The following is a 25,317-nucleotide window of genomic DNA, read 5'->3' as shown; positions in this document are numbered from 1 at the left end:
GATCTAGTACTACAGCCGGTTGTTCACGTGACGTGATGGCGGCTGGCTCGTTACTCCATTCGTGGGAGTGATGCTGCCGCCAGGTGCGGTGCCGACGGGCGAGTTGAGCGAGGCTGATGTCCGTTCCATGGAGGGTGAGTTGGAGGCGCTGTGTGCCTCGGTGGACGATGTGTTCGCCCGCCCGGCCTCGCGGGAGAACCTGCGGGCGATGATGCGCGGGCTGCTGGCTGAGGTGCCGCGCAAGAACCTGTGGCAGCTGGCCGAGTTCGCCGGTCACCCCAACCCCGACCGGCTGCAGGGCTTCCTGGCCAAGGCGGCGTGGGACGCGGACGAACTGCGCGACCGGGTCCGGGACTATGCCGTCGCCGCCCTGACCGCCCCGGATGCGGTACTCATCGCGGACGAGACTGGTGACATCAAGAAGGGCACCAAGAGCGCCGGGGTGCAGCGGCAGTACACCGGAACCGCAGGCCGGATCGAGAACGCCCAGGTCAGCGTCCACCTGTCCTACGGATCCAGCCGGGGTCGGACACTGATCGACCGCGAGCTCTACCTCGGGAGGACATGGGCTGGAACCACCGCCGAACATGAACGGCGCAGTGCCGAGCAGGGCATCCCGCCCGAGCGCGCCACGCAAGTGGCCACCAAGCCGGAACTGGCCCGGCGGATGGTGGAACGCGCCGTGCGGGCAGGGGTCCCGTTCTCCTACTTCCTGGCCGACGAGGTCTACGGCCAGGCCCGCGCCCTGCGTGCCTGGCTGGAGGAACAGCGCATCCGCTACGTGCTGGCCATCCCCAAGGACGAGGCGCTGCCACTGCCCGACGGGCGCACCCGCCAGGCCCGCGAACTGTACGCGGCCGTGCCCGAGGACGTCTTCGAGCGCCGTTCGTGCGCCGACGGCGCCAAGGGCCCGCGCGACTACGACTGGGCCATCGTCCAACTCGCCCACACTGATCTGGAGTTGGAGCGCCACCTGTTGATCCGGCGTTCCACCGTTCCGAACAAGGTGAACAAGAAGACCGGCGAACTGGTCCGCGAGGTCGCCTACTTCCTGTGCCACGCCGACACCGGCACCACCCTGTCCGCACTGGTGACCGCCGCCGGGCAGCGCTGGATGGTCGAGGAGTCCTTCCAGGTGGCCAAGGGCCAGGTCGGACTCGATGAGCACGAGGTACGCAAATGGTGCTCGTGGTACCGGCACACCACCGTATGCATGCTCGCCATGGCCTTCCTGGCCGACGTCCGGAGCCGGCTAATACCGCACCGTCCACCGACAGTCGACCCCCGACCGTGAACGAGATCCGCCGCCTGTACGACCGCATCGTCCAGGCACCAGTGCGCACCGCCCGCACCTGGCTGACCATGCACTGGCACCGCTGGCGCACCCGCCACCAAACCCGCGCCCGCCACAGCCACTACCGCACCCGAACCGCCCGCGCTCACTCACCGTAAAACCACCGGCTGTAGTACTAGACAGTCCAGATCATCGCAGGCCAGGGGCACCCTTCTGCCGTCGGGGCATCAACTCGCTTTCCCAGCTGAATAGCTGAGGTAGACGGCTGGTAGGCCAACTTCCGGGGTCCTGCAACTCAGGGGCCCCGGTGGTGACAGGGAGCTTGGACTTGAATCAGGTAAGGTTTTTCAGCATCTGGCAGAGGCTGACCGTTGTCATGGGTGGCGGCGTTTTCTCTCTTGTGGGGCTGGTTGATCTCTCCAGTGGGTCGTGGGCTGCGCGCGCCTTCTATGCATTCATTTTCGTCTTTGGCGCAGCAATTGCGGTACTGGGGGCTAGGGCGGGTGTTTTTGCCGACGATAAAGGCGTTCTGCAGCGCGCGGTAGGACTGTCGAAGTACATTTTCTGGTGCGATGTGTCCAAGGTCTCAGTCGGACCTGGCGATGGCATGGCACCTGCCACTATTGCACCGGTGCTAGAGAAGGTGGATGGCTCTTCTGTCGTCCTCCTGAGCGCTGCATCATATGGCGCGTCCACCGAGGCAAGGATGCGCATGCAGTCACAAAGGGACCAGCTTGAAGTCCTACGCCTCCGGCATCTCAAGAATTGCAACCAGTGCAGGTTGGACAGGGCTGAGAAGGCGTAGTCAAATTGGTCGAGGTCTGCTCTCTATTACCATGGATAGTGATACGGATCCGTTATTTCTACACTCCCGGTCGCCCCCGCAGTAGCACTCGCAGGCTCTCCATGGCATCAGTCGGCTGGGCCTTTGGGGAAGCTGTTCCGTTGCCGCAGCACCCGCTGAGGAATACGTTGCTTCCGAATGCGCGCACTACTGATCTTTAGGCGGTCTCTTGACGTTTCGTCACCTCCGGGCGATGGGGGAAATTTTGGGATGAGCGTAGGGGCTGGCTCTGGCCTCCTTTTCACGGGTGGCGGGTCATGTACCTACAACCTGAAGACGGGGCAGGGCTGTACTGCCCTAAGGTAGACGGCTATCGTGTGCTGTGAGCAGTCCATAGGGACCACTGGTGCGCATGCCTTATCCGATCGTTTCGATGGCTCTATCCGAGGTGCCTGAGTGAGATCCATTCAGCTGATTCTCCTGTCTGCGTCCGACCCACCCCCAGTGAGAGGGCTCCTTATAGTTGGGACTGCGATGGTGGTGAGCATCCTTGGGCTGTCACTTCTCCTTAGGGGGGGTGGCGGTACGGATGCGGCCGGGAATCCTAAGGTGGATGTCAGGATTCCTGCCTTCGTTATAGTTGCATTGATATCCACGCTGCTCTTCTTCTTCCTGTTGTTCAAGCGCATCGCCTGATCCTTTGGTCGGTGTTAGCGGTTGAACAGTGGCTCCTACGTGACCCGTCAATGAAGAAGGAGTTCCCGGCAGCTATCGAGGGGGCTGGCTTGCTGCAGGCGACGAGCTTGATGGTACTAGCGTATTAGTGGTAGTACTACGAATGGGCGGCGGTGGCTGGAAGGTTCAACGGCTATAGAGGCATTATATTTTACTGTGCTATCAGTGGAGATAGTTCTTTTTAGTGCCGTCATGCGATTTCAGGGCTGGCTTGATCGCTTCCGTGCTCTCGGCGCCTGTGTCGGGTTCATAAGTATCGGTTTTCTTTTCCTGCAATGGCGGCGCCGTGGGGACATCCTTTCTCGAAACTAGTGCCTGAGTGTACTTTTCATTTGGATGGTAGCCGTATTTGTTGGTATAGAATCCTTGTCGGTGGCCCAGTTCATCTTCGGTATCGCACTTAATCGCACTTACTGCTGGTTTCGGAGGGGTGATTGTGGTGCTGATCTGTAGCCGTCGAATATCACAGCCTTCTACTGATCTTTAGATCCACTCCTGACGATCTGTCAGGGCGGGTACTGATCTTTATGCGGACTCTTGACGCTTAGTCAGCTGGTGCTAAGCCGGAAGTATGGGTGAAGTGGAGGCCGACCGATCTTGTGGACAGGTCTGCTGACAGGAGTGGGTGTCAAGTTGTGCCATGCGGTGCCAGCTTGGGCGGAGCAGGTGCCGCGACAATTGCGGCCCAGCAGGCTGACATCCACAGCTGGGAGGGCGCGTGGGTTGCGGTCTTGAGACCATTCCCCTGAATCACCGGCTGTCCAGTTGCACGGTGGTTCGGATGACGAGCGCCCCCCAGTCGCCGGCGGGCGGCGCATCGTTTCGGTTCTGCGGAGTGCCTTGCCTGGGGCACAAAGCCGGGCAAAATTTCATAACAGAACGGATATGCCGGGCATTCTAGAGTGTCCGGCATATCCGTTCTGTGCGTACATAAGCGCTGGTAGAAGTCGTGTGACACCAGCTCCCGAAGAGCGGTGCTCATTCTTCATCGGCGGGGGTTGGACGCGCCCCCGCCTCTGACGCGCGTAGTTGCTGGTCAGGCCGCCCTTGAAGGCGACGGACTCGTACTGAGCATCTGTTGGGCGGAGGTGCTGCTGTCTATCGGGGCGACTGGCTGACCTGCGGCTTTGCCGCGGAGCCTGCGGCGCGCCTGGATTTCGCCCACGTGACGCTGCGTGACTGGCGGATAATGGTGACTTATCGTCAAATATTACAGGCGGCGGATGCTACATGCTGGTGAACGCCCTGCTGCGTATCGCCGTTGGTGTCCATTGGCCAGAAGTCTTGATGTGCGGCGGGCAACGGAGTTGGGCGTGGCCGTTGCCCCACGGGGAGTGCGGTACGGATTTTGTACGCGTGGCCTCGGGCTCCCCCGCTGCAGTCTCTGGAGCGGGCAGGTCGCTGTGGAGCATCGCGGGTATCCGGGTGGACTCCAGCCACAAGCGCTGCCGCGGGCTGCTGTACCGGGTCACTTCGCAGGTACGGAGCGGACCATCCAGAATCGTCGGTCGGGTGCAGAGGACGCGGCTCACCTTATGGTCGGCGGCCTGCTGGTCGGGGTGGGTCAGGGTCTGGTGGCGGGCCCAGCAGCGCGGGTGCTCGGCCAGGACGTCGCTGTCTGTGGTGGTGACGCGGATGAGGTCGGCGTCGCAGGACTCGGCGGCCGGTGACGCGCGGGTGCACGGAGTCGAAGCGCGGTGTGGATGCTGTGACCCGGGGCGGTTTGTGCCAGTGCCTTCAAAATGGTCCTCCGCCCCAGTGTTTGCCTGAGGAGGATTTCGAGGAGGGCTCGGTTCGCGCCGGGATGCTTGCCACTCCCCGGCGGGGCGCGGGGGCTGTCGGACGGCTCCGTCAGGTGTGGAAGGGATCCCCGGTCAGGGCGATGAGGCGGGCCACGGATGGGCTGATCGGGCCCAGGAGCAGGGCGGTGCGCGAGTATGAGGCGTGGACACTGATCCTCAGCAGGGCGGCGAGTCCCGCGCAGTCGATGAAGGCGATTCGGCTCAGGTCGAGGGTGAGTACCGAGGGCAGGGCGCCGAGGTGGGCGGTGGCGGCGGATTCGAGGGTCGGAGCGGAGTCGAGGTCAAGTTCTCCGCTTACGTGCAGGACGAGGCCGCCGGGTGCGCGCTGCGCCGTGGTCGTCAAGGGGATGCAGGTCCAGGGCTGTGAAGTCGACGCCGACGTGGTCGGTGCGGAGGCACTCATGTGGCATCCGCGACGCGAGGTGCTATCGCCCGCTGGCGCGCGGTCTGGCCGCCCCACACACCGTAGGGCTGCCCGGTTCTGTCGGCGAAGGCGGCGCACTGGTCTACCACGGCGCAGCTTCGGCAGATCCTGAGGGCGTGTTCCTCGCGCCGTCGCCGGGCGGGGCCGCGTTCGCCGGTCGGTGAGAAGAAGCTCTCGGAGGCCATGCCCCTGCACGCGGCGCGGGACTGCCACTGCCAGAGATCGAGCGAGGGAACAAGACGACTGTTGTTCACGACTGGATTCCTTTCACACGTGGATGTACCGGACCGGTTGGGCGCCGTGCCGCTGTCGAGGGGGCGATGTCCGTGGCCGACTGCGTTGTCCGGTTTGGCCTGCTCAGCGGCTCCGACGGCGCGGCGGGCGCCGGCATGGGGCCTGGGCACCCGATCTACGCTTTGGCGACGCCCAGTTGCATGGCATGGGCTGTCTCGTTGATCCATGGAGCGACTGCGAGAGGAACATGACTATCCCGGCAGGGGTGCCTACGTTCTCGACGAACACCTGTTCTTCGCTGGCCACGACGCCAGGGACGGCCGTCGCGGGGAGCAGGCTCAGTGCTGCTGACGAGTGCCAGGGTTCTCAGCTGGCCGAGGACGCTGTCGGTAGTGGTGATCAAGGCATGGTCACGTCCTCAGGGTGTACAGGGAGTTCGGGGGAAGTTCGGTCTACCGGTGGGTTGTTGCCGGCCTGTATTTCCCATGACCGTCAGCGTGGCCTGGACGGTGGCTGCCCCGCATCGGTCATCTCACTGCGGGTTGTCTGGACTTCCGCACGTGGATCGTCGTCCATGCCGACACCTGTGTCGTCGGCTACCTGATCCGCGCGGCTGGCGGAGCGGCACGGTGCGAGGCCACCACGAGGCCACCGACGGCGGGGAGAACCCTGTGCGCTGTCCGGCGCTGCTGCCGGATCAGGCCGAGCCGAGGAGAACTCCGCGCAACGTCGGCTCGAGGCCTGGTCAGGAGCGCGGGCCAGGAGGAGTCGAACGGGTGCAAGCGCCTGTGCGAGTTGTGAGACGGCGGTGGTCCCCAGCCTGGGGACCACGCGGTACGAGTGGTTGTCGACAGTCCATTGAGAGACGAACAGGGCGTTGCCGATCTCGTGGTTGCTCGTTCCATGCGCTGTCTTCAGGGCGATCCGCAGCTCATGCGCGACAAGCCCCTCGCGTGCCCAAGGCGCGCTCAGTAGTCCTCCGGCCGCCGCGCGCAGCAAGAGGAATCAGCTGTCTGACTGCACCCGCTTCGCCGGACGAGCGCAGTCATTCTGCGGATTCCGCTGCAGTGGCGGAGCACCCGAGCATGGGGATCACAAGGTTCCTACCAGGGAGGACTTACGGAGATGAGTGTTCGACCCAACATCGTCCTCGTCCACGGCGCGTGGGCGGACGGTTCCTGCTGGAGCGGTGTCGTCGAGCGTCTGCAGGCCGACGGCTACCACGTGACGGCGCCGCAGTTCCCGATGACCGCGCTGGCTGCCGACGTCGCTCGGCTGCGGCAGGTTCTGGAGTTGCAGGACGGCCCGACGGTCGTCGTGGGCCACTCCTACGGGGGGCAGATCATCACGGCGCTGGGCGCCGACGCCCCGAATGCGGCGGCTCTGGTCTACGTCGCCGCGTTCGCGATCGACCAGGGCGAGTCCCTGGGCGGACTGCTGTCGCAGGGCCCTGTGCCCCCGGCTGTGGCAAACCAGTTCATCGACAAGCAGGGCCTGGGCTGGCTGCCAGAGGACGACTACGTCAACCACTTCGCCGCCGACGTCGACCCGGTCAGGGCCAGGGTCATGCACGCCGCCCAGCAGCCGCTGGCCGCGTCCACCTTCGGCGACGTGATGGGCGACCCGGCCTGGACGCACCTGCCCTCCTGGTACCTGGTCGCCACCGAGGACCAGGCCATCCCGGCGGACGCTCAGCGCCTGTTCGCCCGGCGCATGGACGCGGTCACCGCGGAGGTCACCTCCAGCCACGTCGTCATGGTCTCTCACCCCGACGAGACGGCGCAGCTGATCAAGAAGGCGGCGGAGGTCGTCGCCGTCAACGCCGGCTAGCACACCCCTGCGCCGCCCAATCCGGGCGGTTCGCAGAGCAGCACACGACAAGGAGACAACTGATGCGCATCATGTCGACGACTCGGCCGAAGCTGCGGGTGACGGCCATAGCCGTCGCCCTGGCCGCTGCCGCGATCGCTGTTCCGGCCAGCCAGACCGCGTTCGCCGGAACTAGCAGCCCCACGGCGGCCGTTGCCGCCGCGAACACCGCCGTCAAGCCCAGCATCGTCCTCGTCCACGGTGCATGGGGCGACAGTTCGAGCTGGTCGGCGGTGATCAGCCGGCTGCAGGCCGACGGGTACACCGTCTACTCCCCAGCGAACCCGCTGGAGGGGCTGTCCACCGACTCCACCTCGATCCGGGACTTCCTCGACACCATCTCCGGCCCCATCATCCTCGTCGGTCACTCCTACGGGGGCGCCGTCATCACCAACGCCGCAACCGGCGACGCGAACGTCAAGGCTCTGGTCTACATCGACGCGTTCGCCCCCAACGAGGGACAGACCATCGGGCAGCTGGTGACCACCGTTCCGGGATCCTGCGTCACCGACGACGCCAACCTCACCCTGGTGCCCTACCCGGGCGCCCCGGCGGGCGCGGAGGACGCGTACATCAAGCAGAGCGCGTTCGCCAGTTGCATGGCCAACGGCCTACCCGCCAAGGAAGCAGCTCAGCTGGGCGCCGTCCAGCGGCCGCTGACCACCGCGGCTCTCACCGAGGCGTCGGGTGTCCCGGCGTGGAAGACCATCCCCTCGTGGGCGGTCGTCGGCACCGCGGACAACGCCATCCCGCCGGCCGAGCAGCTCGCCATGGCCCAGGCCGCGGGTGCCCACATCACCGAGGTCAAGGCCCCGCACCTGTCCATGGTCAGCAACCCCGATGTCGTCACCAAGGTCATCCTGGAGGCCGTACACGGCACCAGCTGACGCGGTCCGGGACCTGGTTGGGGCTTTTCGAGTCGCCGGCGCGGCGTGACGGGGGAGCCGGGCGCACTGCGGTGCAGCCGGCGATTCGGTGGGCCTGCCTATTGCGCCGCATGTTCGCGTTCCCGCGCGGCGAGGCGGGCGGCGGCCTCGGGTGCTGCGCCGGCGCCGATCCGCTGGTAGATCCCGACGGCTTCGCGCAGGGCGTCGAGGGCGGCGGCGCGGCGGCCTTGGGACCAGAGGCAGTCCGCCTGGCCAGCCAAGGCCGCGGCCGTGCACGGCAGGGTGCCGAGTCGGCGGGTGATCTCCAGGGCCTGGGCGTAGTAGGCCAATGCCTGGTCATGGCTCCCGGTCTGCGCGGCCAGGGCACCTGCTTCGACCAGCGCCAGGGCGTGGCCGCTGTGCAGTCCGCTCCGCTCGTGCAGTCCGAGTGCCTCGCGGCACAGCTCCTCGGCTGCCGTCGTGTGGCCCAGACAGCGGTGGGAGCGGGCGAGGGCGATGACGGCCTCCCCGATCGACTCGGGCCGTTCGGCCTTGCGGAATGCCGCGAGGCCGGCCTCGATGATCTCAATGGCCTCGGCGTGCCGCCCGGCGGCCTGCCTGACCACCCCGACGGTCAAGCGGCCGTGCGCCGCGCCGATCTCGTCCCCGTACCTGAGGAACGAGGCGAGCGAGGCCTCGGCCAGGTCGGCGGCACCGTGCTGGTCGCCGACTGCGAGGCTGCAGTGGGCCCAATTGCGCAGCACCATCCCTTCGAGGCGGAGCGAGTCGATGCTCCTGGCCAAGGGCAGGGCCTGCTCGAGATGGGCGAGTGCCTCGGGGAACCTGCCCATGGTCGTCTCCGCTGCGGCGAGGAGGTTCAGAGTGGGCACTTTCCACGAGTGTCGGCCAAGAGACTCATGGATGGTCAGGGATTCCTTGAGGTGGGCGATGCTGGCCGAGAGGTTGACCCCTTCACTTGCCAACGCGAGAGCCAGCAGGGCACTGGCCTGCCCCGGGAGATCGTCGACTTCACGGAGGATCTCCAGCGCGCGCGTTCCGAAGCCGGTCGCCGCGGGAAGCTCGGCCAGGTTCGTGTGCGCCCAGCACAGCGCACGCAGCTGTACCGCCTGGCAGCGCCGCTCACCGGCATCCTCGTAGAGCCGCAGGGCTTTCAGGTGCACGGTCGCTGCGGCCCTGTAATCCCCGTTCAGGAAGAGGAACCGGCCCAGGCGGGCGAGGAGGTCGGCTTCCATGACGGGGGCGTCGAGGTCTTTGACGGCCTCGGCGGCGGACCGGAACAGCCGTATGCCGTCGGCCCAGGCGCTGTCGGCGTGGAGGATGAAGCTCAGCGCCTCGACGAGGTTGACAGCGCGCATCAGTTGTCCACGGGTACTCGCGCGGGCGGCGGCGGCGGTGATGTTGTCGCGTTCGGTGCGCAGCCAGGCGAGGCGTTCGGTGCGAGCCGTGAACTGGGGCGCTGCGAAGGGTTCTGGCGTGTCCAATCGGCGGTCGCTGACGATGAAGCTGTCGCCGGGGGTGTCGCTGAGCGTGCGGGCTGTGTGCTCGTAGTAGTCGAAGAGGTGGCCGAGGGCTGTTGCGGCCTCGCTGTTGTCGGCGGTTGTGAGCGTCCGGGCGTAGTCGCGCACGAGGTCGTGGAAGCGGTATCGGCCGGAGGTGTGCTGGATCAGGAGGTTGTGGTCGAGGAGGGTGTCGAGCATGCGGGCGGCGGTACGGTGGTCGCTCTGCAGTAGGTTCGCGGCAGCATAGGGGTCGAAGTCCTGTCCGGGTATGAGGCCCAGGAGCCGGAAGAGGCGCTGCAGGCCGGGTTCGAGCCTGCGGTAGGAGCCTTCGAAGGTCGCGGTGAGGCTGCGGTCCCCGTCGGCCAGGGCGTCGAGTCTGTGGTGGTCGTCGCGCAGTTGCTGGGCGAGGTCGTCCAGGGTGAGGGCGCTCCGGTGCTTGAGGCGGGTGGCGGTGATGCGCAGGGCCAGGGGGATGCGGCCGCACAGATCGGCGATCTGCTCGGCCAGGTGTTCTTCCGACGCGTGGATGCGGCCGGGGCCTGCGACACGGCGCAGCAGCGCGACGGCGTCCTCGATCGACAGCGCGTTCAGGTCGATGAGGGTGGCGTCGTCCAGTCCGGGCAGGCGCCGCCGGCTGGTGACGATGACCAGGCAGCTGCTGGTTCCGGGCAGCAGCGGACGCACCTGCGCGGTGTCGGCGGCGTTGTCGACCACCATCAGGGTGCGGGTGCCGGCGAGCCGGTCGCGCAGCAGCGCGGAGCGCTCGACCTCGCCGGCCGGAACGGCATGGGCCGACACCCCGAGCAGGGGCAGCAGCCGGCCCAGGGCGTCCAGGGCGCTGACGGGCTCGGCCTGCGGGTCGTAGCCGTGCAGGTCGATGAAGAGCTGCCCGTCCGGGAAGTCGGCGGCCAGCCGGTGCGCGGCATGGACCGCGAGAGTGGTCTTGCCGACTCCGGCCATCCCGCCGATCGCGTGAATGCCCACCACACCGCCCGCTGTGACAGCGCCGCTTGTCAGCAGGCCGAGCTCCCGCTGCCGCCCGGTGAACGAGGCCACGTCACGCGGCAGGGACCGCACCGGCGGGGCGGCCGCTGCGGACACGACCTCCAGCGGGCGCCCCCGCGCCGCGGTCTCGAAGCGCGCCCGCTCGACGCCGAGCAGGGACAACGCGCTGCCCAGCAGCCGGACCGTCTCCCGCTGCGGGGTGGTGGCCACGCCCCGTTCGAGGTCGCTGACCGTCCGCAGACTCACCCCGGCCGCATCCGCCAACTCCTGCTGAGTCAACCCTGCCCGCTTACGCTGCTCCCGCAGCTCGACCGCGAACCCGCCCGGTGTCCCCGACATCGCCCCCCACCCCCGGTTGGTAGCCCTTACCGGGGATTGTCGCAGGTGAACCGGGGGCACCGCCGGGTGTGACCAGGATGTGGATCATGGGTGGGTACCGGGCGGATCCGAGGTCGCCGAAAGAGCCGGGCTCAGTCCTTGCCGAGCAGTCTCCGGACGTGCTGGACGATCTCCTCGTTGGTGTAGGCGTGGCCGGCGATACCCCATCCCCCGGGGACGGCCTCGGTCAACTGGACCCAGGTGCGATCCGCAAGGGTCGGATCGCCCGCTGCTTCGGCGAGCAGGGTGGTGAAGTCCTTGACGAGCCCGAGCTGCTGCTCACGGTCGAGTGCGCCGGCGTTGGTGGTCACCTGAACGCGTACGTGGGTGCTGTCGCCACCGGCGGTCGAGAATGAGTCCGGTGCCAGCTCGTGGACGTACGCGGCGGTGTTGTCAGTGAAGAAGGGGATGGCAGGTACCTTCTCCCATCGCATGATCGTCTGAGCGAGCTGCTGGGCGAGGGCGTGCTTGTCGTTGAACGTGCCTACGGGGGCGTACACGTCGATCATCGGCATGAGCGTATTCTCTCCGGTCTTGAGGGTTTTCGCAGGTGGAACGGCGTTGCGGCCGGCAGATGAGGCCTGGGGGGACGGCCCGGTGGAGCCGAAGTGCTCCCAGGCTCATGGTCCGAGGGTGAACTCGCCCTCAGTCCGGGCGGGTTGCAGGATCGTACCGAGTGCCGCCCGGGAGGTGATGCCCAGTCTGGGGAACATCCGGTACAGGTGGCTGGCGACGGTTCGATGCGACATGAACAGGCGGTCGCCGATCTCCTTGTTGCTCAGGCCCGCAGCCGCGAGTCGCGCGATCCTGAGTTCTCTCGCCGTCAGGAGCTGCTGGCCGCCGAGGTCCGTGCCCGGTGGAACCAGGCCGACGGCACGCAGCCCGGTAGCGGCACGTTGTGCCCAGGTCGGCGCGCCCAGTCGGCGGAAGTCGTCGTGGGCGGCGGCGAGGTGGACGCGCGCCTGGCCCACCGCCCGCATGCGCCGTAGGCGCTCGCCCGCCAGCAGGTGTACCCGGGCCCGGTCGAACGGGCACCGCCCGGCGTCCTCGCCGGCCAGCGCCAGCTCGAACAGGGCCGACGCGTCTTCGTCAGGCGCGGTCATCGCCATGGCCGCGGTGGACACCAGCGCCATGCGCGGAGACGACGCCGTCAGGCTGGCCTGCCTGATGGCGTGCGCATACACGTCGGCTTCCTCGCGTCGGTCCGCGCGCAGCGCGGCTTCGACGAAGTCGAGCAGCGCCCACGCGGCGAACGGCTCGGCAGCGGCAAAGTCCCCGGCCGGGGTGAACCTGGAAGCCTGCTGATAGGCCCCGGGGAAGTCCGACTGGGCGAGAGCCGCCAGGACGCAGGCGTACTGGGCGCCGACGAGCAGGGAGGTGAGTCCTCGCGGCGCCGCCCACCGGGCGATCTCGTCGGCGATGGCCCGGGCCGTCGTGGCGTCACCGCGGCCGGCCGCCACGACTGACAGGACGGTCTGCGCCTGTCGGCGAAGCAACTGGTAGCCCTCGGCGGCGCACTGGTCCGCAGTGGTGCTGGCGAGTCGATCGGCTTCATCCCACTGTCCGGTCTGGTACGCCTCAAAGGCGAGCAGGATGCTGGCCTGTACGCCCGGCACGCCGAAGCGGCCGACGGGGTCGGTGCACGCGACACGGCGCAGGGCGTGCCGACTGTCGGACAGGTTGCCGACGAAGGCCGCCACGCCGGCGATCCTCACGATCTCAGCCGGTGCGGCCTGACTGTCGAGCGACTCGATCTGTCGGCGCAGCCAGCCGGGCGCGGCAGCCGGGTCCAGGACGCCGCGCACGGCAGTGCGCACGCTCGGTGTGAACAGTGTTCCTGCGTCGTCGATATAGCTTTCCAAGGACTTTCGGTGCTCCGGCCGAGCACTGAGTTGGCAGGCCGCTACGAGGTTCCAGAGAATCTCCTCGGCGCCGACCCGTCCGCCGCCCTCGTCGTGCACGCCCTCGGCTGCCCGCAGCAGCATGCGGTAGGCAGCCGACACGTCCCCGTCCTCGTGGAGCACCGCGAGGGCGTTCGCGAGCTGAGTCCTGGCTGCCGAGGCGAGCCTGGTGCGGCCACGGCGGATGTCCGTGCGTGGCGTCGCGTCCTTCCGCAGGACACCAGTGACGTTCTCGGCGGGACGCCCAGCATTCTCGGTGCCTACCTCACCGTCCGCCGCCAGTTCCAGCGCGGCACGCCGCAGGCCCGGATACAGGAAGAGCAGCCGGGCCGCTACCTCGTCCACGAGGGCGCGCACGGCAGCCGGACCCTGGTCGTGTCCCGTTGGCCCGGGCGGCTCTGGGGGGTGGCCACAGGACAGGCAGAATCCGCGTTCAGGGGGAGAGGAACCCGGCTCAGCACCCGTGCCAGGGGCCGCAGAGCAGGTCGCGGACGCGTGTCCCCAATCGTTGGTCCGGGTCATGGTCATGGGCTCATGCCGGGATTGGTTGCGATACCGCGATCCGGCGATCCGGATCCGGGATTCCGCGCTCGGGGCACCTGTGAGCGCGCGCCGAGATGTACCGGAGTTCCCATCAGTCTCATCCTCTTCCGCCTGCCCCGTTCAACCTTGTTCTCCAGCGAACCAGGGTTCTCCCGCGGTGCACACGAAGATCCATAGGCAGAACTGACGACCCGAACTGCCGATGCGGGCGGACGGCCTGGAGCCACTGGCTGCCGGGGGCAGCCCCGTGTGGTGAGGAGGGCGTCTGCGGCCGACGAAGTCGGGTTGCTGCGACCGCCAGTCAAACCGCAGTCAATCGGCTGATGACCCGGGGAGACCGTCGGGGCAGGCTGATCCTCGACATCCGCCCCGGACCGGCGGACCGCCTGCGGGCGGACCGACCGGCTCTTGGCCCACCCGCCCAGGGCGCCTCATCCGAGGAGAGACCATGAACACGCAACAGCTTGCCGCATCCGTCGTCCAAGGCGTTTCGCCGGGTCACGCCTCGACCCCGGTCGGGCTGCTGCAGGGGCGCCTGCACGCTCTGAACGACCTGTACCTGACTCTCAAGCACGCCCACTGGAACCTGGTCGGCCCCAACTTCATCGCTGTCCACGAGCTGCTGGACGCGCAGGCGGACGCGGTGCGTGTGATGACCGATGACGTCGCCGAGCGGATCGCCACCCTTGGCGGAGTCGCGCAGGGAACCGCCGGCGCGCTGGTCGCCGAGCGGGCGTGGGACGACTACGGCATCGGCCGCGCCGACACCAGCATCCACCTGAGCGCCCTCGACGCCTCGTACACGCGTGTCATCGAGGGCACACGCGAAGCTGTCACCGTGTCAGGCGTGAACGAGCCCGCGACCGAGGACCTGCTGATCGGCCAGCTGCGGGGCCTGGAGAAGTCCCAGTGGCTCGTCCGGGCGCATCTGGCAACGGGCGCGGACCGACCCGCCGGCAGCACCGCGGCGAAGTCCGGCGGCTGACACGAGCCCCGGTTGCGCTGACGATGACCCGATCTGCCCAACGCCGGCCGGAGCGGCACCGGTGCAGCCCTGCGGTGATCCGTCTGCGCGATGCTGGTCAGTCGTCCGCGCCGGAGCGTTGGAACATGCGCCGGTACGCGGTGGGGGTGGTGCCGAGGTGGTCGCGGAAGCGTGCCCGCAGGTTGGTGCTGCTGCCCAGGCCCGTCTGGTCGGCGATCTGCTCAACGCTCAGGGGGGTGGCTTCGAGCAGTTCACGGGCGTGGTCGATGCGGGCGGTCAGCACCCACTGGTGCGGGGTGGCGCCGGTCTCCTGACGCCACATCCGCACGAGCGTGCGAGTGGAGATGCGGGCGTGACGGGCGAGGATGTCCAGGGTGAGCGGCTCGTCGAGATGCTGCAGGGCCCAGTCGCGGGTGGCCGAGAGGGTGTGCGCGGTGGGCTCTGGCAGCGACCGGGCGATGTACTGCGCCTGGCCGCCGTCGCGGTGTGGTGCGGCGACCAGTTCGCGGGCGATCTCGTTGGCGGCTGCCGCGCCCAGGTCCTTGCGTACGAGGTACAGGCACAGGTCGATCCCGGCGGTCACGCCGGCGGAGGTCAGTATCTGTCCGTCGTCGATGTAGAGGACGTTGCGGTCCACGCTCACCTGCGGGTGGAGGTCCTCCAGGTCGTCGGCGCTGGCCCAGTGCGTCGTCACGGTACGGCCGTTGAGAAGTCCTGCGGCGGCCAGGGTGAACGCGCCCGTGCAGATCGAGGCGATCCGCGCCCCGCGGCGGTAGGCGAGTTTGAGGGCCGCGAGGACCTCGGGGGCGGGCGGACGGCGGTAGTCCCAGTACCCCGGCACGATGATGGTGTCCGCTCGCGCCAGCGCGGGCAGTCCGGCGCTCACACCCACGGTGAAGCCGGTGCTGGTGACCACGTTGCCGCGCGTGGCGCCGCAGACGGTCATCTCGTAGGGAGTCCCGGGCCGGGGGTTGAAGATCTGCGTGGGGATGCCCAGGTCGATGGGCAGCACGGCGGGCAGTGCCAGGACCGCGACGCGATGAGGTGCCATGGCGGGAATCCTACGTCCGTAGTACTCCAGCCATCCGACGCTCCCGCATCGGCGCACATCCGGTGCCGTTCCGCCTTGCTGGCCCAGGGCCGTGCGGTCGGCGCAAGGCATGGTGCGGCTTGAGGGAAAGCTGTCCCGAAAATTATGGAGGGTGGCAATCGGGACAGTGGTTGATCAACGAGGACCCCAGCAGGATGGGGCGTGGCCGAGACGGGCGGAACGCGGGCCGTGACGCGGTGGCGACGTCGAATCGCCGCCGCAGGATTCCGACGGGAGAACGACATGACTGGTTACACGCCGATAGGGCGCTACTTCGAGGTCCAGGGCGGTCGGCTGTACGGGCACGTACGTGAGGGCAGCGGACCGGCCCTGGTCTTCCTGCACTACTGGGGCGGCTCACACCGCACCTGGCGGCCCGTGATCGAACACCTACATGTCGGGCAGGCGTTCGCCTCGACCGACCACCGGGGGTGGGGCCGGTCCACCGCGGTCCCCGGCCCCTACGGGATCGAGCAGCTCGCCGACGACGCGCAAAGCGTCATCGACGCGCTCGGCTGCAGCGAGTACGTCGTGGTGGGCCACTCCATGGGCGGCAAGACAGCCCAGGTCCTGGCCTCGCGTCAGCCCTCCGGCCTGCGCGGCGTCGTGCTCGTCGCACCCGCGCCGCCCGCACCGGTGGGCATCACCGGCCACTTCCAGGACGTCCTGTCGCATGCCTACGACACCGCTGAGAGCGTGGAACAGAGCATCGACCAGGTGCTGACCGTCAGCGCTCTGCCCGAGGAGCTGCGGCAGCAGGTCGTCGAGGACAGCCTGCGCCCGGCCGAGGGCGCCCGACTGGCCTGGCCGCGCCAGGGCCTGGTCGAGGACTTCTCCGGCGTCGTCGGCACCATCGGCGTTCCCGTGCTGGTCCTGGCCGGCAGCCACGACCAGGTCGACCCGCCGCAGGTCCTGCGGGAGCACCTGCTGCCGCTGATCCCCACCGCCACCCTCACCGAGCTGCACGACACCGGCCACCTCTCCCCGCTGGAGGTACCCGACCAGGTCGCCGCGCACATCAGCTCGTTCGTCGCCGCGATAACCGCGGCGTAGACAGCGCGGCCGGTCGATTCACGCCGCCGGCCCCGGTCACACCCGCACGTGATTCGCAACCACCGCAACGTGGTCGCGCCGTTCGGCGGAAGGCCGCCCGAGCGGAATCGACCGCCCTCCCTCCCCACCGTACGCAGTGGTACGGCGGGCAACCCATCCACTGACTGTCCACAAAGGAGCGCATCTCATGGCAGGCAAGGCCAGCATCGTCTTCGTCCACGGGCTCTGGGCCGACGGCTCGTGCTTCAACAAGCTCATTCCCGCGCTCCAGGCTGAGGGGCACGAGGTGTTCGCCTCGCAGCACGGCCTCAACTCGCTGGAGAGCGACGTAGCGTGCGTCACCTTCACGCTCAACCACGTGCCGGGCCCGATCGTGCTCGTCGGGCACTCCTACGGCGGGACCCTGATCACCAAGGCGGGCACCCACGACCGTGTCGGCGCACTGGTCTACATCGCCGCGCTCAGCCCGGACGAGACCGAGACCTCCCAGCAGCAGCAGGAACAGTTCCCCGCCACACCCGTCTTCGAACACATCGAGGTCGCCGACGGGCGCCTGTGGCTCAAGGCATCAGGCATTCAGGACTTCGCCGGCGACCTGCCCGAAGCGGAGCAGAAACTCGTTCTGGCGACCGGGGCCGTGCCGGACGCGGACCTGTTCAACCAGCAGGTCCCCGGCACCGCCTGGAAGACCAAGCCGAGCTGGTACATCGTCGCCAACGACGACCGCACCGTCAACCCCGACCTGGAACGCTTCGCCGCCGAGCGCATGGGTGCGAAGACCTACGACGTCGACAGCAGCCACGTCCCCATGCTCTCGCACCCGGACTTCGTCCTCGACGTGATCCGCGAAGCCGCGAAGTCCCTTGAGGCGTAGCCCGGGCGAATCCGGCCCGACGACCCTCCGAAATCGAAGCCCCCGAGCAAGAGGGAGAACAGCAGTGAGACTCTTCGGACTCAGGTCCGCGAAGGTGGTCGTCATTTCCTTCGCAGTGCTTCTGGCCACCATGGTCGGAACGGCCGGACCAGCCGCAGCGGATGTCGGCCCCGGGCAGGTCGCCCACATCTACATGGAGCTCGACAACAGGCCGGGCAACAGCGCCGCCGCCGGCTACAGCGCCTTCATCAACAGCCTGCGCCGTGCCGCCGGCCATGCTTTCCGCGGCGGCACGTACATCGCCCAGAGCAACGCAGGCGGCATCATCCGGGCCGATATCAATGCGACCGGCAGCACCCATCCCCTCCCCATGACGCTGTGGATCGATCCGCAGAACCTCTACGTGCTCGCCTTCACGAACGCGAACAACCAGACCCTCTACTTCAACGACCTGAGTCCCACCGCCGTCGACCTGGTCACCGGCGGCGCTCTTGCCCAGGGCTTCCACGGGGGGTTCCAGAGGCTCCCGTTCGCCAGCAACTACGACGGCCTCAGCGCGGCAGCCGGACGCGGCCGTGGTGCGATGCCGATCTCCATGAACGACATCTACTCGTCCGTCGCCAGCCTCGCCACCACGACATCCGGCAACCTCGCCACCAGTGCACAGTCCGCCGCCCGCTCCCTCATGCTCCTGATCCAGGTGACGTCGGAAGCAGCGCGGTTCAGCAATGTCTACGGGATCATGTCGCAGGCCCTGGGCACGCCCGACTCGCGGGGCGGTCTCCCGACGCAGGAGCAGAACCTCGAAAACAACTGGGAGGCCATGTCCGGCTACGGGGTGTCCGTCAGCAACAACAGTACGACCCGGCCCGTGACGATCGTCGGAGCCGGTGCCGCCGACAGCGACGGTCACTCGACCAACCTCGTCCTCCACTCGTGGAACGATCTCTCCCGGTACGTCGGGATCCTCCTCGGCAACCGCGCCAACGCAGGCGGCCCGGGCCGCACCGAGCTGTAGACCTCGCGCTCGAACCGCGCCGCACCCGCCCCGGGCACCGCCACGGCGATCCCCACCACCGGGATTCCTCGGTGCCCGGCCGGGCGGGCGGCCCGGGGCGCCCGTTGGCCGGCGCCCATCCCGCACCCGTCAAGGAGCCCTCCATGCCACCGACCAAGGTCATTGCCATACCGGTGCTCGGCCGCCACGTCGTCAACGCCTATCTGCTGCTCGGCAAACGACCGGTCATCGTCGACGCCGGAACGCCCGGCAGCGGCCGACTGATCCACGACCAGGTCGCCGCCCACGGCGTGGACCCCAAGGACGTCAGCCTGATCGTCGTCACCCACGGCCACGTCGACCACTTCGGCTCCGCCGCGGAGCTCAGCCGACTCACCGGCGCACCGATCGCCGGCCACGTCGCCGACCTGGGCATCTACCGAGCGGGCCGGGTGAGCGAGCCCTACCTGCCCATCGGGCTGTTCGGGCACCTCTTCGCCCGCACCTCCCGGGTGCGCGAAACCACCGAACCGTTCGACCCGAACGTGCTCATCCGAGGCGAGACGCACCTGGCGGACTTCGGCGTCGAGGCACGCATCATGCCCACCCCGGGCCACACGCCCGGCTCCGTCTCCGTCCTGACCGACGACGGCGACCTGGTGGCCGGAGACCTCGTGGCCACCCCGCTCCTGGGCCTGGTCAAGGGGCGACCCGCCAACCCGCCCTTCCACGACGACCGCCTCGGCAATCTGGCCAGCCTGCGCGAGATGCTGGCCCTGCGTCCCACGAAGATCCACGTCGGACACGGCGCACCCCTCGACCCGGAACGGGTGGACCGCTGGGCGGCCGCAGAGCAGCGACGACTCGACCGCCTCGTGGCACGGGGACGCCTGCGCGCTCCGGACGGGGAAGGACTGTGAGCAGCTGCAGACGCCACACCCTTCGCCATCAGGCGAGCTGTACCCGAATTGGGCAACAGGGTGATCGAGACCTTCGGCAACCGCCGCCGGCTACGCAAACACCCCACCTTGGGCTACCTCACCCCACACGAGACCCGACAAGGACACACCCTCGCCGTGCAAGGACGAGTATCCAAGATCACGGGGGCACCTCAGGCTGATGTACCTGCCATTCCGGAGCAACTGACGGTTTTTCACTCAACGGGAGAGGGATTTCCCATGCACATGCGCAGCTCGCCCGTCCAGTACCGCTTCCTGGCCGCCCTGGCCAGGAGTACCTTCCTCACCGCGCTCCTCGGCACCGGCATCGGGAGGGCGCGCTTCGGCCGCGCCAAGGCCGGGGTCAGGCCGGCACGGGTTCGACGACTTGCCTGTCCGGTGCTGGCCGCCGCGCTGCTGATCGCCGGAGTGTGCGTCGGCGGCCCGGCCTACGCCGCCTCGGCCGGCCAGGCCGCGCCTGGCGCCTGCAAGGCGTCTGCCGCCTCGGACGCGCGGTCGCCGGCGACATCGACCGCCGGACACGCCGCCGAGTCGGACGCCGTGCAGACGTCCGCGCCCGAACCCCAAGTCGCCGGAAACGACGGCTACGGAAAGCTGTACTTCACCCAGGGGTGCCAGGACAAGAACTGCGCCGCGGTCTCCCTGGCCAGCCCCAATGCCAGGTTCGGAATCATCGAGACCGCCCGGCACTGCGTCGAGGACGCGGACCGCGGCAGCATCTACTACTACCCGGGCTACGACGGCGGAAGGGCCCCCAACGGTCGCTTCCAGGTCCTGGACACGTACTACTTCTCAACAGCATCACGTCCAGGGCATCAATGGGACTACGCCTTCGCCGTGGTCGGACGCGGCAGTACCGGGCGGTCGCTGGCCAGCGTCGGCGTGTACAAATTTTTCCCCATTCTCAACCTCACCTCGATCTCCGGCGTCGCGACCCTCGGCTACTACACGCCGCAGAACCGTCAGGCCACGTGTGCCAACCGAACCATCCAGAACTACCGCTACGCCGCACAGACCTGGCAGATGAACAACTGCGACATCAGGGCTGGTGCGAGCGGCTCGCCGCTCTTCCAGCAAGTGGGTCCCGATCACCAGTGGGCGGTGGTCGGCGTGCTGATCGGCTTCACCGGCCCCGGCGGGATAGACGCCTTCGGGCACTACAACGAGGCAAACGCCCAGGAAATGTACGACGACGCGTGGCAGCGGGCTGCCGGCTGACCCGCCGGCATCCGCCCACGCCCGCTCCTCTCCCCGGCGCAGCCCAGCGCGGCCGGTCCGCGAGGAGGAGGCTGCTGTTGCAAAGGCGGTCAGCGGCAAGTACGGCAACTGCTCACCGACCCACTGCTGGCCGTTACCACCAGGCCGTGGTCGGGCTCGCCTTCAGGCTGGCCGGACGCCTCCGCGGGAGGCTGCGCGCCGGTGAGGAAGCAGTGGCGGTGGCCCGGATTTCGGCCGTATGAGGATGAGAAATGATGGAGAAGGCTAGAGCACCCCTGTCTCCATCACCCGCTGGCCGAGCTGGAACCTGCTCTGCGCACCCAGTTGCTCCATCAGATCGGTGATCATGCGCCGCTCGGTCCGCAGCGACACTCCGAGCTGGCGCGCCGCCGCCTCGTCGGTGAGTCCCTTCGACAGCAGCCTGAGCAGTTCCCGTTGCTGGTTGCTGATCTCGCCCTTGGGCGTGGAGGAGATCTCCCCGAACGGCTCCGCCGCCTCCCACACGTACTCGAACAACGCGCACAGCCCTGCGAGCACCCCCTGCTCCCTGATCACGGCCGCGCCCTTCGAGCTGTCGTCCGGATCGAGCGGGACGACGGCCACTTTCCGGTCCACGATCTGCATCCGCATCGGGAGCGCCGGTCTGGTCCGGGTCTGGGCTCCCTGTTCGGCCAGCCAGTCGGCATGGGTGATGCTGCCCGGGTCGTTGCGGACGCTGCTGAGGTAGATGGTCCTGACCTTGACCCCGCGCGCGAGCAGGGCCTCGGTCACCGGACGGCTGGCGGCGCGGTTCTCCGGGGTCTGCGGTCCCCCCGGGGCGAACGAGAGCGTCTCCTCCTGGGTCTGTCTGCCCAGCTCCTGGAACAGGATTCTGATGTCCTCCATGCTGTGCAGCCGCTGGATGCCGTCCCGTTCGGTGCCCAGGTCCGACGCGGCGTACTCCTCCGTCAGCGCGGCGATGACCGCCCGGCTGACCTCCACTTCCTGGAGCTGGCGGGTCAGGTCCGCCTGGCGGCGCGCCAGCAGGACCTCGAAGGCCACCTGGGGGTTGGCCATGCGCGGCAGACCGTCTGCCGTCCAGGACGGTCTGAGCAGTTCCAGGTCGGCCAGTTGGTCCAGGGCTGCCCGCACCGAGTCGACGCCCCAGTGCAGTTCCTCGGCGAGCTGGGCGACCGTCCAGTCGGGCTGGGCAATCATGAGCCGGTAGACGGCCTCACCCTCGTCGGTCAGCCCAAGTGCACCCAGCATTTCAGCGTTCCCCCCTTGCTCTCGTCGTCCTGCCCGGCCGTTCGGCGACTGCTCGGCCGGCTGCGGGCGTCCGGCGTCCTCCCTACCGTCCTGGCGATCACCCGTCAAGATCCGGATCCGTTCGACCGGCTCCGCTGGCACGTATGAGCCATGTCATTTAAGTGACTCCGGATTGCCTTCACTGGGCCCCCGGTGATGCGCGACAGTCGATTCATGCACGCAATCTCATTCTCCATGAGCTGTTCTGATGGGACGTCAGAGGAGGCTCGGAGGATCCTCACCTCTGCGCTCACCCGGTCCGGGGAGGAGCAGGAGGGACTGGAGCACATTCGGGTCCACACGTCCCGGGCCGGTGCCCGCGGTGTGATGTTCCTGATCGCACCGGACGTCGACCAGGCCCGCCTGGGCTGCCTGGCCGTCTGCGAGCGGGCGATCGCCACCACGGCCGAACTGGCCGGCTGGACGGCCGTCCTGCACCCGACGGCCACCCTGCACCTGCCCGACCCGTCCTGACCCGTCCCAGCCGCTTCGACTACCGTCCCCTCGCCCCTGACCTGGAAGGACAAACCATGGGTGACCTACTCGCGCAACCGCGGATGCGCCTGTACTTCCTCGGCAACACCCTCAGCACCATCGGCGACTACGCGCTCTGGCTGGCCGCCGGTGTCTGGGTCAAGGAGCTGACGGGTTCGACCTCCAGAGCCGGCCTGTGCATGCTCTGCCTGATCGCCGGAACCCTGCTCTCCCCGTTGACCGGGGTGGTCGTCGACCGGGTCCGCCGCAAACCGCTGCTGATGGCGACCAACGCGGCCACCTGCCTGCTGGTGCTGTCGCTCACCCAGGTCCACCACGCCGGGCAGGTCTGGCTGATCTACACGGTGATGTTCCTCTACGGCCTCTCCAGCGACATCACCAGCTCGGCCATGTCCGCCCTGCTGCCCACCATGGTCCCGGAGGAGCAGCTCGGCTCGGCCAACGGGCTGTCCCAGTCGCTGACCCAGGGGCAGCGGCTGATCACCCCGGCCATCGGGCTCGGCCTGCTGGCCGCCTACGGCGGTGGCGCGGTGGCCGTGCTGGACGCCGCCAGCTTCGCGGCCGGGCTGGTCTGCTGGGCCCTGATCAAGGTCGACGATCCGAAGCCGGCCCGCACCGAGCAGAGCTGGCGCGCGGAGACCACCGCCGGGTTCCGCTTCCTGGCCAGGACCCCGGTGCTGCGCCAGTTGACCACCGCCCTGGTGCTGGGCCTGTTCGTGATGGGGCTCTTCGAGACCCTCGGGCTGGCCGTCGCCACCGTCGGCCTGCACCACGCGCCGACCTGGGCCGGGGTGATCGTCACCGCCATGGGAGTCACCGGCATTCTCGGCGGGCTGCTGGCCGGCCCGGCCATCAACCGGCTCGGGCCGGGTCGGCTGACCGCCATGGGCATGGCGCTGCTGAGCGTCTCGGCGGTGGCGATGGCGGTCCCCTCCGACGTCGTGGTGGTGGCGGCGGCCCTGGTGTTCGGACTCGGGCTGCCCTTCCTGATCGTCGGCTCGATGACCGCGGTCCAGCTGAACACCCCTGGTGAGCTGATGGGCCGGGTTGCCGGAGCCGACGGTTTCCTGATCACCCTGGGGCAGTCGGTGGGCATCGCCAGCGGATCCGCGCTGATCGCCTTCCTGCCCTACCGCGACCTCGCGTACGGCGCCGCCGTCCTGCTCGCCCTGGCCGCCGGCTACCTGGTGACCCGCCCGGAGCAGCGTCAGCAGGCCGAAGCCGACAGCAGCTCCGAGGCCGGCGCTCCGGAGCCGGTAAGCAGCATGGCGTGACTCCCGGGCCCCCGCGGGCGCAGTGCGGGCACACCGGGCTGCGCCCGCAGCACGTCCGCCGAAAGCCACCGGACCGAGACGGACGACGGTGGGCCGCCCAGCACCGCCGCGGCGGCGGCATGCCGCGGACCGCAGCTGATGTCCAGCACCGTCCAGCCGGGCGGCCGAGCCGCCGGGTCGGCCCCCAGGAAGTCGGCGGCCGGGTCCCGGGCCAGCCCGGTGCCGATGCCCTTCAGATAGGCCTCCTTGCGGGTCCAGATCCGGGCGAACGCCGCGCTGCGCGCACCTGGTGGCAGGGCCTGGAGCTCCTCCTGCTCCCGCGGGTGCAGCGCCGCCGAGCAGGTCTCGACCGTCTCCGGGTCGGGCACCGCCTCCACATCGGCCCCGATCGGGACGGGTGCCACGCCGACCAGCACCATTCCCCGCCCGTGGGACAGCGAGAAGTGCACCCCGGGCGGGTCGGCCGCAACCGCCGGGCGGCCGTGCGGCCCGTCGCAACAGGGGCAGGGCTCGCGGACGAAGTCGATGCTGCCGGGATGGATCCCGAGGTAGGAGCCGAGCACCCGCCGCAGGGCGATGTGCGCGATCGCATAGAGCCGCCCGTCCTCCGGACGCCGGCAGGCCCCCGCCCGCTGCCGCTCCTTTCCGTCCAGCAGCGCCAGGTCCAGTTCCTCCCCGACGCGCCGGGCGTCCGGCTGGCGGAGCAGCCACAGGTCCACCTGTCCCGCCGCCGGCACCTGCCGCCTCCCCTCGTCGAGGCGCTCCGCCTGGCCGCGGAGGCCGTACCGGATCATCCGAGTGCCGTTGCCGCTGCCGTTGCCGTTGTCGTGGCCGCTGTGCGGATCCGACCGGTCCATGTCCTCATTCCCTTCTTCCCTCTGCCCTCGGTCCGACCGCTGCCGCATCCGCGCCGGTCAGACCCCCACCAGCTCGCGCTGCCGCAGGAAGGTGCCGTCGAGCGGGCTCAGCGGCTCGGTGTCCCGGCACACCACGTAGTCGGGGCGCGGCTCCCCCTGCCAACTGGGCAGGTTGGAGACGTCGTTGTAGGTGGCGATGAGCAGCCGCCGGGCCATCGGGGACATGTTGGGGGCCGAGCCGTGCACGACCTCGGAGGAGAAGAAGACCACCGATCCCGCGGGGCCCTTGGGGCTCACCATGCCGCGCCGGGCGACATGACTGGCCAGCTGCTCCGGCGTGAGCGCGATGTCGTCCGGGTCCAGGTGCTGCTCCGACTTCGCCCGCTCGGCGCGCCGGTCGTTCAGCAGGCCGCCGCGGTGCGATCCGGGCAGGTAGATGACGGGTCCGTTGAACTCGGTGACGTCGTCGAGGAAGACCCCGATGTTCACCTGGAGCGGCGCCGGCAGGTTGTCCGCGATCTGCCAGGCCGTGTAGTCCTGGTGCCAGGACCACTTCTCGCCGCCGAAGGCCGGCTTGGCGTTGATCTTGAACTGGTAGACGTAGCTGTCCGCGCCGAGCAGTTGCTCCACCGGCAGCAGCAGGCGCGGATCGCGGATCAGGTCCGCGAACTCCGGCTGGCGCTGGTGCGACGCGTAGACGGCGCGCACCGCGGCGCCGTCGTCCTCGGCGATCCGCTGCGGACCGGGCACCGCGCAGTCCCGTACGAAGGCCGAGCACAGCGCGTCCACCTCGGTCTGCTCCAACAACGACTCCACCAGCAGGAATCCGTCCCTGCGGTAGCTCTCAAGCTGATTGCGGTTCAACAACATGGT

At 68.5% G+C, this 25,317-nt stretch carries 23 protein-coding genes; 13 read left to right on the top strand and 10 right to left on the bottom strand.

Features of this window, described 5'->3' with window-relative positions; all coding sequences use genetic code 11:
- Positions 1 to 70 precede the first annotated feature (70 nt).
- The 3 genes from BS75_RS16895 (at position 71) to BS75_RS48275 (ending at position 2,774) form a co-directional block, all read left to right on the top strand.
- A complete protein-coding gene (locus BS75_RS16895) occupies positions 71 to 1,294 on the top strand; it encodes an IS701 family transposase (RefSeq protein WP_081982015.1) in 1,224 nt (407 codons plus the stop codon).
- Between the two features lie 322 nt (positions 1,295 to 1,616).
- Positions 1,617 to 2,099, top strand: a complete 483-nt coding sequence (locus tag BS75_RS48280) for a hypothetical protein (RefSeq protein ID WP_152646075.1) — start codon at positions 1,617 to 1,619, stop codon at positions 2,097 to 2,099.
- A gap of 513 nt (positions 2,100 to 2,612) precedes the next feature.
- Entirely contained in the window at positions 2,613 to 2,774 is a 162-nt protein-coding gene (locus BS75_RS48275) for a hypothetical protein (protein ID WP_156164263.1), read from the top strand.
- Positions 2,775 to 4,664: 1,890 nt separating this feature from the next.
- Here BS75_RS48275 and BS75_RS16890 read toward each other — a convergent pair.
- The 3 genes from BS75_RS16890 to BS75_RS52210 all read right to left on the bottom strand — a co-directional run bounded on the left by BS75_RS16890 (position 4,665) and on the right by BS75_RS52210 (position 6,272).
- The gene (locus BS75_RS16890) at positions 4,665 to 5,018 is read right to left on the bottom strand and encodes an STAS domain-containing protein (protein WP_081982391.1); all 354 of its coding nucleotides are present in this window, start codon (positions 5,016 to 5,018) and stop codon (positions 4,665 to 4,667) included.
- Entirely contained in the window at positions 5,015 to 5,500 is a 486-nt protein-coding gene (locus BS75_RS51490) for a WhiB family transcriptional regulator (protein ID WP_081982390.1), read from the bottom strand. The genes BS75_RS16890 and BS75_RS51490 overlap by 4 nt, the downstream gene beginning before the upstream one ends.
- 265 nt (positions 5,501 to 5,765) lie before the next feature.
- Positions 5,766 to 6,272, bottom strand: coding sequence for a LuxR C-terminal-related transcriptional regulator (locus BS75_RS52210; RefSeq protein ID WP_081982389.1), 507 nt, complete (start codon positions 6,270 to 6,272; stop codon positions 5,766 to 5,768).
- A gap of 126 nt (positions 6,273 to 6,398) precedes the next feature.
- On the opposite strand from BS75_RS52210, the gene BS75_RS16885 reads away from it, so the two are divergent.
- Entirely contained in the window at positions 6,399 to 7,103 is a 705-nt protein-coding gene (locus BS75_RS16885) for an alpha/beta fold hydrolase (RefSeq protein WP_034088825.1), read from the top strand.
- A gap of 62 nt (positions 7,104 to 7,165) precedes the next feature.
- Positions 7,166 to 8,029, top strand: a complete 864-nt coding sequence (locus tag BS75_RS16880) for an alpha/beta fold hydrolase (protein WP_231607798.1) — start codon at positions 7,166 to 7,168, stop codon at positions 8,027 to 8,029.
- 98 nt (positions 8,030 to 8,127) lie between these two features.
- On the opposite strand, the gene BS75_RS44385 is transcribed toward BS75_RS16880, so the two are convergent.
- The 3 genes from BS75_RS44385 to BS75_RS16865 form a co-directional block, all read right to left on the bottom strand.
- Positions 8,128 to 10,872: an ATP-binding protein gene (locus BS75_RS44385; protein WP_081982388.1), complete on the bottom strand. Its 2,745-nt coding sequence runs from the start codon at positions 10,870 to 10,872 to the stop codon at positions 8,128 to 8,130.
- A 131-nt stretch (positions 10,873 to 11,003) separates the two neighbouring features.
- Positions 11,004 to 11,426 carry a tautomerase family protein gene (locus BS75_RS16870; RefSeq protein WP_042439492.1) on the bottom strand — a complete coding sequence of 141 codons (423 nt, stop codon included), beginning with the start codon at positions 11,424 to 11,426 and terminating at the stop codon, positions 11,004 to 11,006.
- A 105-nt stretch (positions 11,427 to 11,531) separates the two neighbouring features.
- Positions 11,532 to 13,169: a helix-turn-helix transcriptional regulator gene (locus BS75_RS16865; protein ID WP_052069484.1), complete on the bottom strand. Its 1,638-nt coding sequence runs from the start codon at positions 13,167 to 13,169 to the stop codon at positions 11,532 to 11,534.
- Positions 13,170 to 13,803: 634 nt separating this feature from the next.
- Here BS75_RS16865 and BS75_RS16860 point away from each other — a divergent pair.
- Positions 13,804 to 14,340, top strand: a complete 537-nt coding sequence (locus BS75_RS16860; protein WP_042439489.1) for a Dps family protein — start codon at positions 13,804 to 13,806, stop codon at positions 14,338 to 14,340.
- Positions 14,341 to 14,437: 97 nt separating this feature from the next.
- Here BS75_RS16860 and BS75_RS16855 read toward each other — a convergent pair whose 3' ends face one another.
- The gene (locus tag BS75_RS16855) at positions 14,438 to 15,391 is read right to left on the bottom strand and encodes a GlxA family transcriptional regulator (protein WP_081982386.1); all 954 of its coding nucleotides are present in this window, start codon (positions 15,389 to 15,391) and stop codon (positions 14,438 to 14,440) included.
- Between the two features lie 282 nt (positions 15,392 to 15,673).
- On the opposite strand from BS75_RS16855, the gene BS75_RS16850 reads away from it, so the two are divergent.
- The 5 genes from BS75_RS16850 (at position 15,674) to BS75_RS16830 (ending at position 20,531) form a co-directional block, all read left to right on the top strand.
- Positions 15,674 to 16,483 (top strand): alpha/beta fold hydrolase, encoded by an 810-nt coding sequence (locus tag BS75_RS16850; RefSeq protein ID WP_042439487.1) that lies wholly within the window; start codon positions 15,674 to 15,676, stop codon positions 16,481 to 16,483.
- 187 nt (positions 16,484 to 16,670) lie between these two features.
- Positions 16,671 to 17,357 carry an alpha/beta fold hydrolase gene (locus tag BS75_RS16845; protein WP_034088824.1) on the top strand — a complete coding sequence of 229 codons (687 nt, stop codon included), beginning with the start codon at positions 16,671 to 16,673 and terminating at the stop codon, positions 17,355 to 17,357.
- Between the two features lie 64 nt (positions 17,358 to 17,421).
- Positions 17,422 to 18,375 carry a ribosome-inactivating family protein gene (locus tag BS75_RS16840; RefSeq protein WP_034088823.1) on the top strand — a complete coding sequence of 318 codons (954 nt, stop codon included), beginning with the start codon at positions 17,422 to 17,424 and terminating at the stop codon, positions 18,373 to 18,375.
- A 143-nt stretch (positions 18,376 to 18,518) separates the two neighbouring features.
- Positions 18,519 to 19,274, top strand: coding sequence for an MBL fold metallo-hydrolase (locus tag BS75_RS16835; RefSeq protein ID WP_034088822.1), 756 nt, complete (start codon positions 18,519 to 18,521; stop codon positions 19,272 to 19,274).
- Between the two features lie 258 nt (positions 19,275 to 19,532).
- Positions 19,533 to 20,531: a trypsin-like serine peptidase gene (locus BS75_RS16830; RefSeq protein ID WP_034088821.1), complete on the top strand. Its 999-nt coding sequence runs from the start codon at positions 19,533 to 19,535 to the stop codon at positions 20,529 to 20,531.
- Positions 20,532 to 20,795: 264 nt separating this feature from the next.
- Here BS75_RS16830 and BS75_RS16825 read toward each other — a convergent pair whose 3' ends face one another.
- The gene (locus tag BS75_RS16825) at positions 20,796 to 21,779 is read right to left on the bottom strand and encodes a LuxR C-terminal-related transcriptional regulator (protein WP_034088820.1); all 984 of its coding nucleotides are present in this window, start codon (positions 21,777 to 21,779) and stop codon (positions 20,796 to 20,798) included.
- Between the two features lie 366 nt (positions 21,780 to 22,145).
- On the opposite strand from BS75_RS16825, the gene BS75_RS48270 reads away from it, so the two are divergent.
- Both BS75_RS48270 and BS75_RS16820 read left to right on the top strand, forming a co-directional pair.
- Positions 22,146 to 22,292: a hypothetical protein gene (locus BS75_RS48270; protein WP_156164261.1), complete on the top strand. Its 147-nt coding sequence runs from the start codon at positions 22,146 to 22,148 to the stop codon at positions 22,290 to 22,292.
- Between the two features lie 56 nt (positions 22,293 to 22,348).
- A complete protein-coding gene (locus BS75_RS16820; RefSeq protein WP_034088819.1) occupies positions 22,349 to 23,587 on the top strand; it encodes an MFS transporter in 1,239 nt (412 codons plus the stop codon).
- Here BS75_RS16820 and BS75_RS16815 read toward each other — a convergent pair.
- Positions 23,521 to 24,444: a 4'-phosphopantetheinyl transferase family protein gene (locus BS75_RS16815; protein WP_063771549.1), complete on the bottom strand. Its 924-nt coding sequence runs from the start codon at positions 24,442 to 24,444 to the stop codon at positions 23,521 to 23,523. The genes BS75_RS16820 and BS75_RS16815 overlap by 67 nt on opposite strands.
- Before the next feature lie 57 nt (positions 24,445 to 24,501).
- Positions 24,502 to 25,308, bottom strand: a complete 807-nt coding sequence (locus BS75_RS16810) for a phytanoyl-CoA dioxygenase family protein (RefSeq protein ID WP_197091946.1) — start codon at positions 25,306 to 25,308, stop codon at positions 24,502 to 24,504.
- Positions 25,309 to 25,317 lie beyond the last annotated feature (9 nt).

Source organism: Streptacidiphilus albus JL83 (assembly GCF_000744705.1).
Classification (GTDB): domain Bacteria; phylum Actinomycetota; class Actinomycetes; order Streptomycetales; family Streptomycetaceae; genus Streptacidiphilus; species Streptacidiphilus albus.
The sequence above is the reverse complement of the archived record's forward strand: the minus strand, read 5'-3'. Positions and strand labels throughout refer to the sequence as shown.

What these genes read in the sequence shown, in the direction of transcription:
- BS75_RS16895 (WP_081982015.1), top strand. Translation starts at nt 71, where the DNA reads ATGCTGCCGCCAGGTGCGGTGCCGACGGGCGAGTTGAGCGAGGCTGAT.
- BS75_RS48275 (WP_156164263.1), top strand. Translation starts at nt 2,613, where the DNA reads ATGGTGGTGAGCATCCTTGGGCTGTCACTTCTCCTTAGGGGGGGTGGC.
- BS75_RS16890 (WP_081982391.1), bottom strand. Translation starts at nt 5,018, where the DNA reads ATGAGTGCCTCCGCACCGACCACGTCGGCGTCGACTTCACAGCCCTGG.
- BS75_RS51490 (WP_081982390.1), bottom strand. Translation starts at nt 5,500, where the DNA reads ATGGATCAACGAGACAGCCCATGCCATGCAACTGGGCGTCGCCAAAGC.
- BS75_RS16885 (WP_034088825.1), top strand. Translation starts at nt 6,399, where the DNA reads ATGAGTGTTCGACCCAACATCGTCCTCGTCCACGGCGCGTGGGCGGAC.
- BS75_RS16880 (WP_231607798.1), top strand. Translation starts at nt 7,166, where the DNA reads ATGCGCATCATGTCGACGACTCGGCCGAAGCTGCGGGTGACGGCCATA.
- BS75_RS44385 (WP_081982388.1), bottom strand. Translation starts at nt 10,872, where the DNA reads ATGTCGGGGACACCGGGCGGGTTCGCGGTCGAGCTGCGGGAGCAGCGT.
- BS75_RS16870 (WP_042439492.1), bottom strand. Translation starts at nt 11,426, where the DNA reads ATGCCGATGATCGACGTGTACGCCCCCGTAGGCACGTTCAACGACAAG.
- BS75_RS16860 (WP_042439489.1), top strand. Translation starts at nt 13,804, where the DNA reads ATGAACACGCAACAGCTTGCCGCATCCGTCGTCCAAGGCGTTTCGCCG.
- BS75_RS16855 (WP_081982386.1), bottom strand. Translation starts at nt 15,391, where the DNA reads ATGGCACCTCATCGCGTCGCGGTCCTGGCACTGCCCGCCGTGCTGCCC.
- BS75_RS16850 (WP_042439487.1), top strand. Translation starts at nt 15,674, where the DNA reads ATGACTGGTTACACGCCGATAGGGCGCTACTTCGAGGTCCAGGGCGGT.
- BS75_RS16845 (WP_034088824.1), top strand. Translation starts at nt 16,671, where the DNA reads ATGGCAGGCAAGGCCAGCATCGTCTTCGTCCACGGGCTCTGGGCCGAC.
- BS75_RS16835 (WP_034088822.1), top strand. Translation starts at nt 18,519, where the DNA reads ATGCCACCGACCAAGGTCATTGCCATACCGGTGCTCGGCCGCCACGTC.
- BS75_RS16830 (WP_034088821.1), top strand. Translation starts at nt 19,533, where the DNA reads ATGCACATGCGCAGCTCGCCCGTCCAGTACCGCTTCCTGGCCGCCCTG.
- BS75_RS16825 (WP_034088820.1), bottom strand. Translation starts at nt 21,779, where the DNA reads ATGCTGGGTGCACTTGGGCTGACCGACGAGGGTGAGGCCGTCTACCGG.
- BS75_RS48270 (WP_156164261.1), top strand. Translation starts at nt 22,146, where the DNA reads ATGTTCCTGATCGCACCGGACGTCGACCAGGCCCGCCTGGGCTGCCTG.
- BS75_RS16820 (WP_034088819.1), top strand. Translation starts at nt 22,349, where the DNA reads ATGGGTGACCTACTCGCGCAACCGCGGATGCGCCTGTACTTCCTCGGC.
- BS75_RS16815 (WP_063771549.1), bottom strand. Translation starts at nt 24,444, where the DNA reads ATGGACCGGTCGGATCCGCACAGCGGCCACGACAACGGCAACGGCAGC.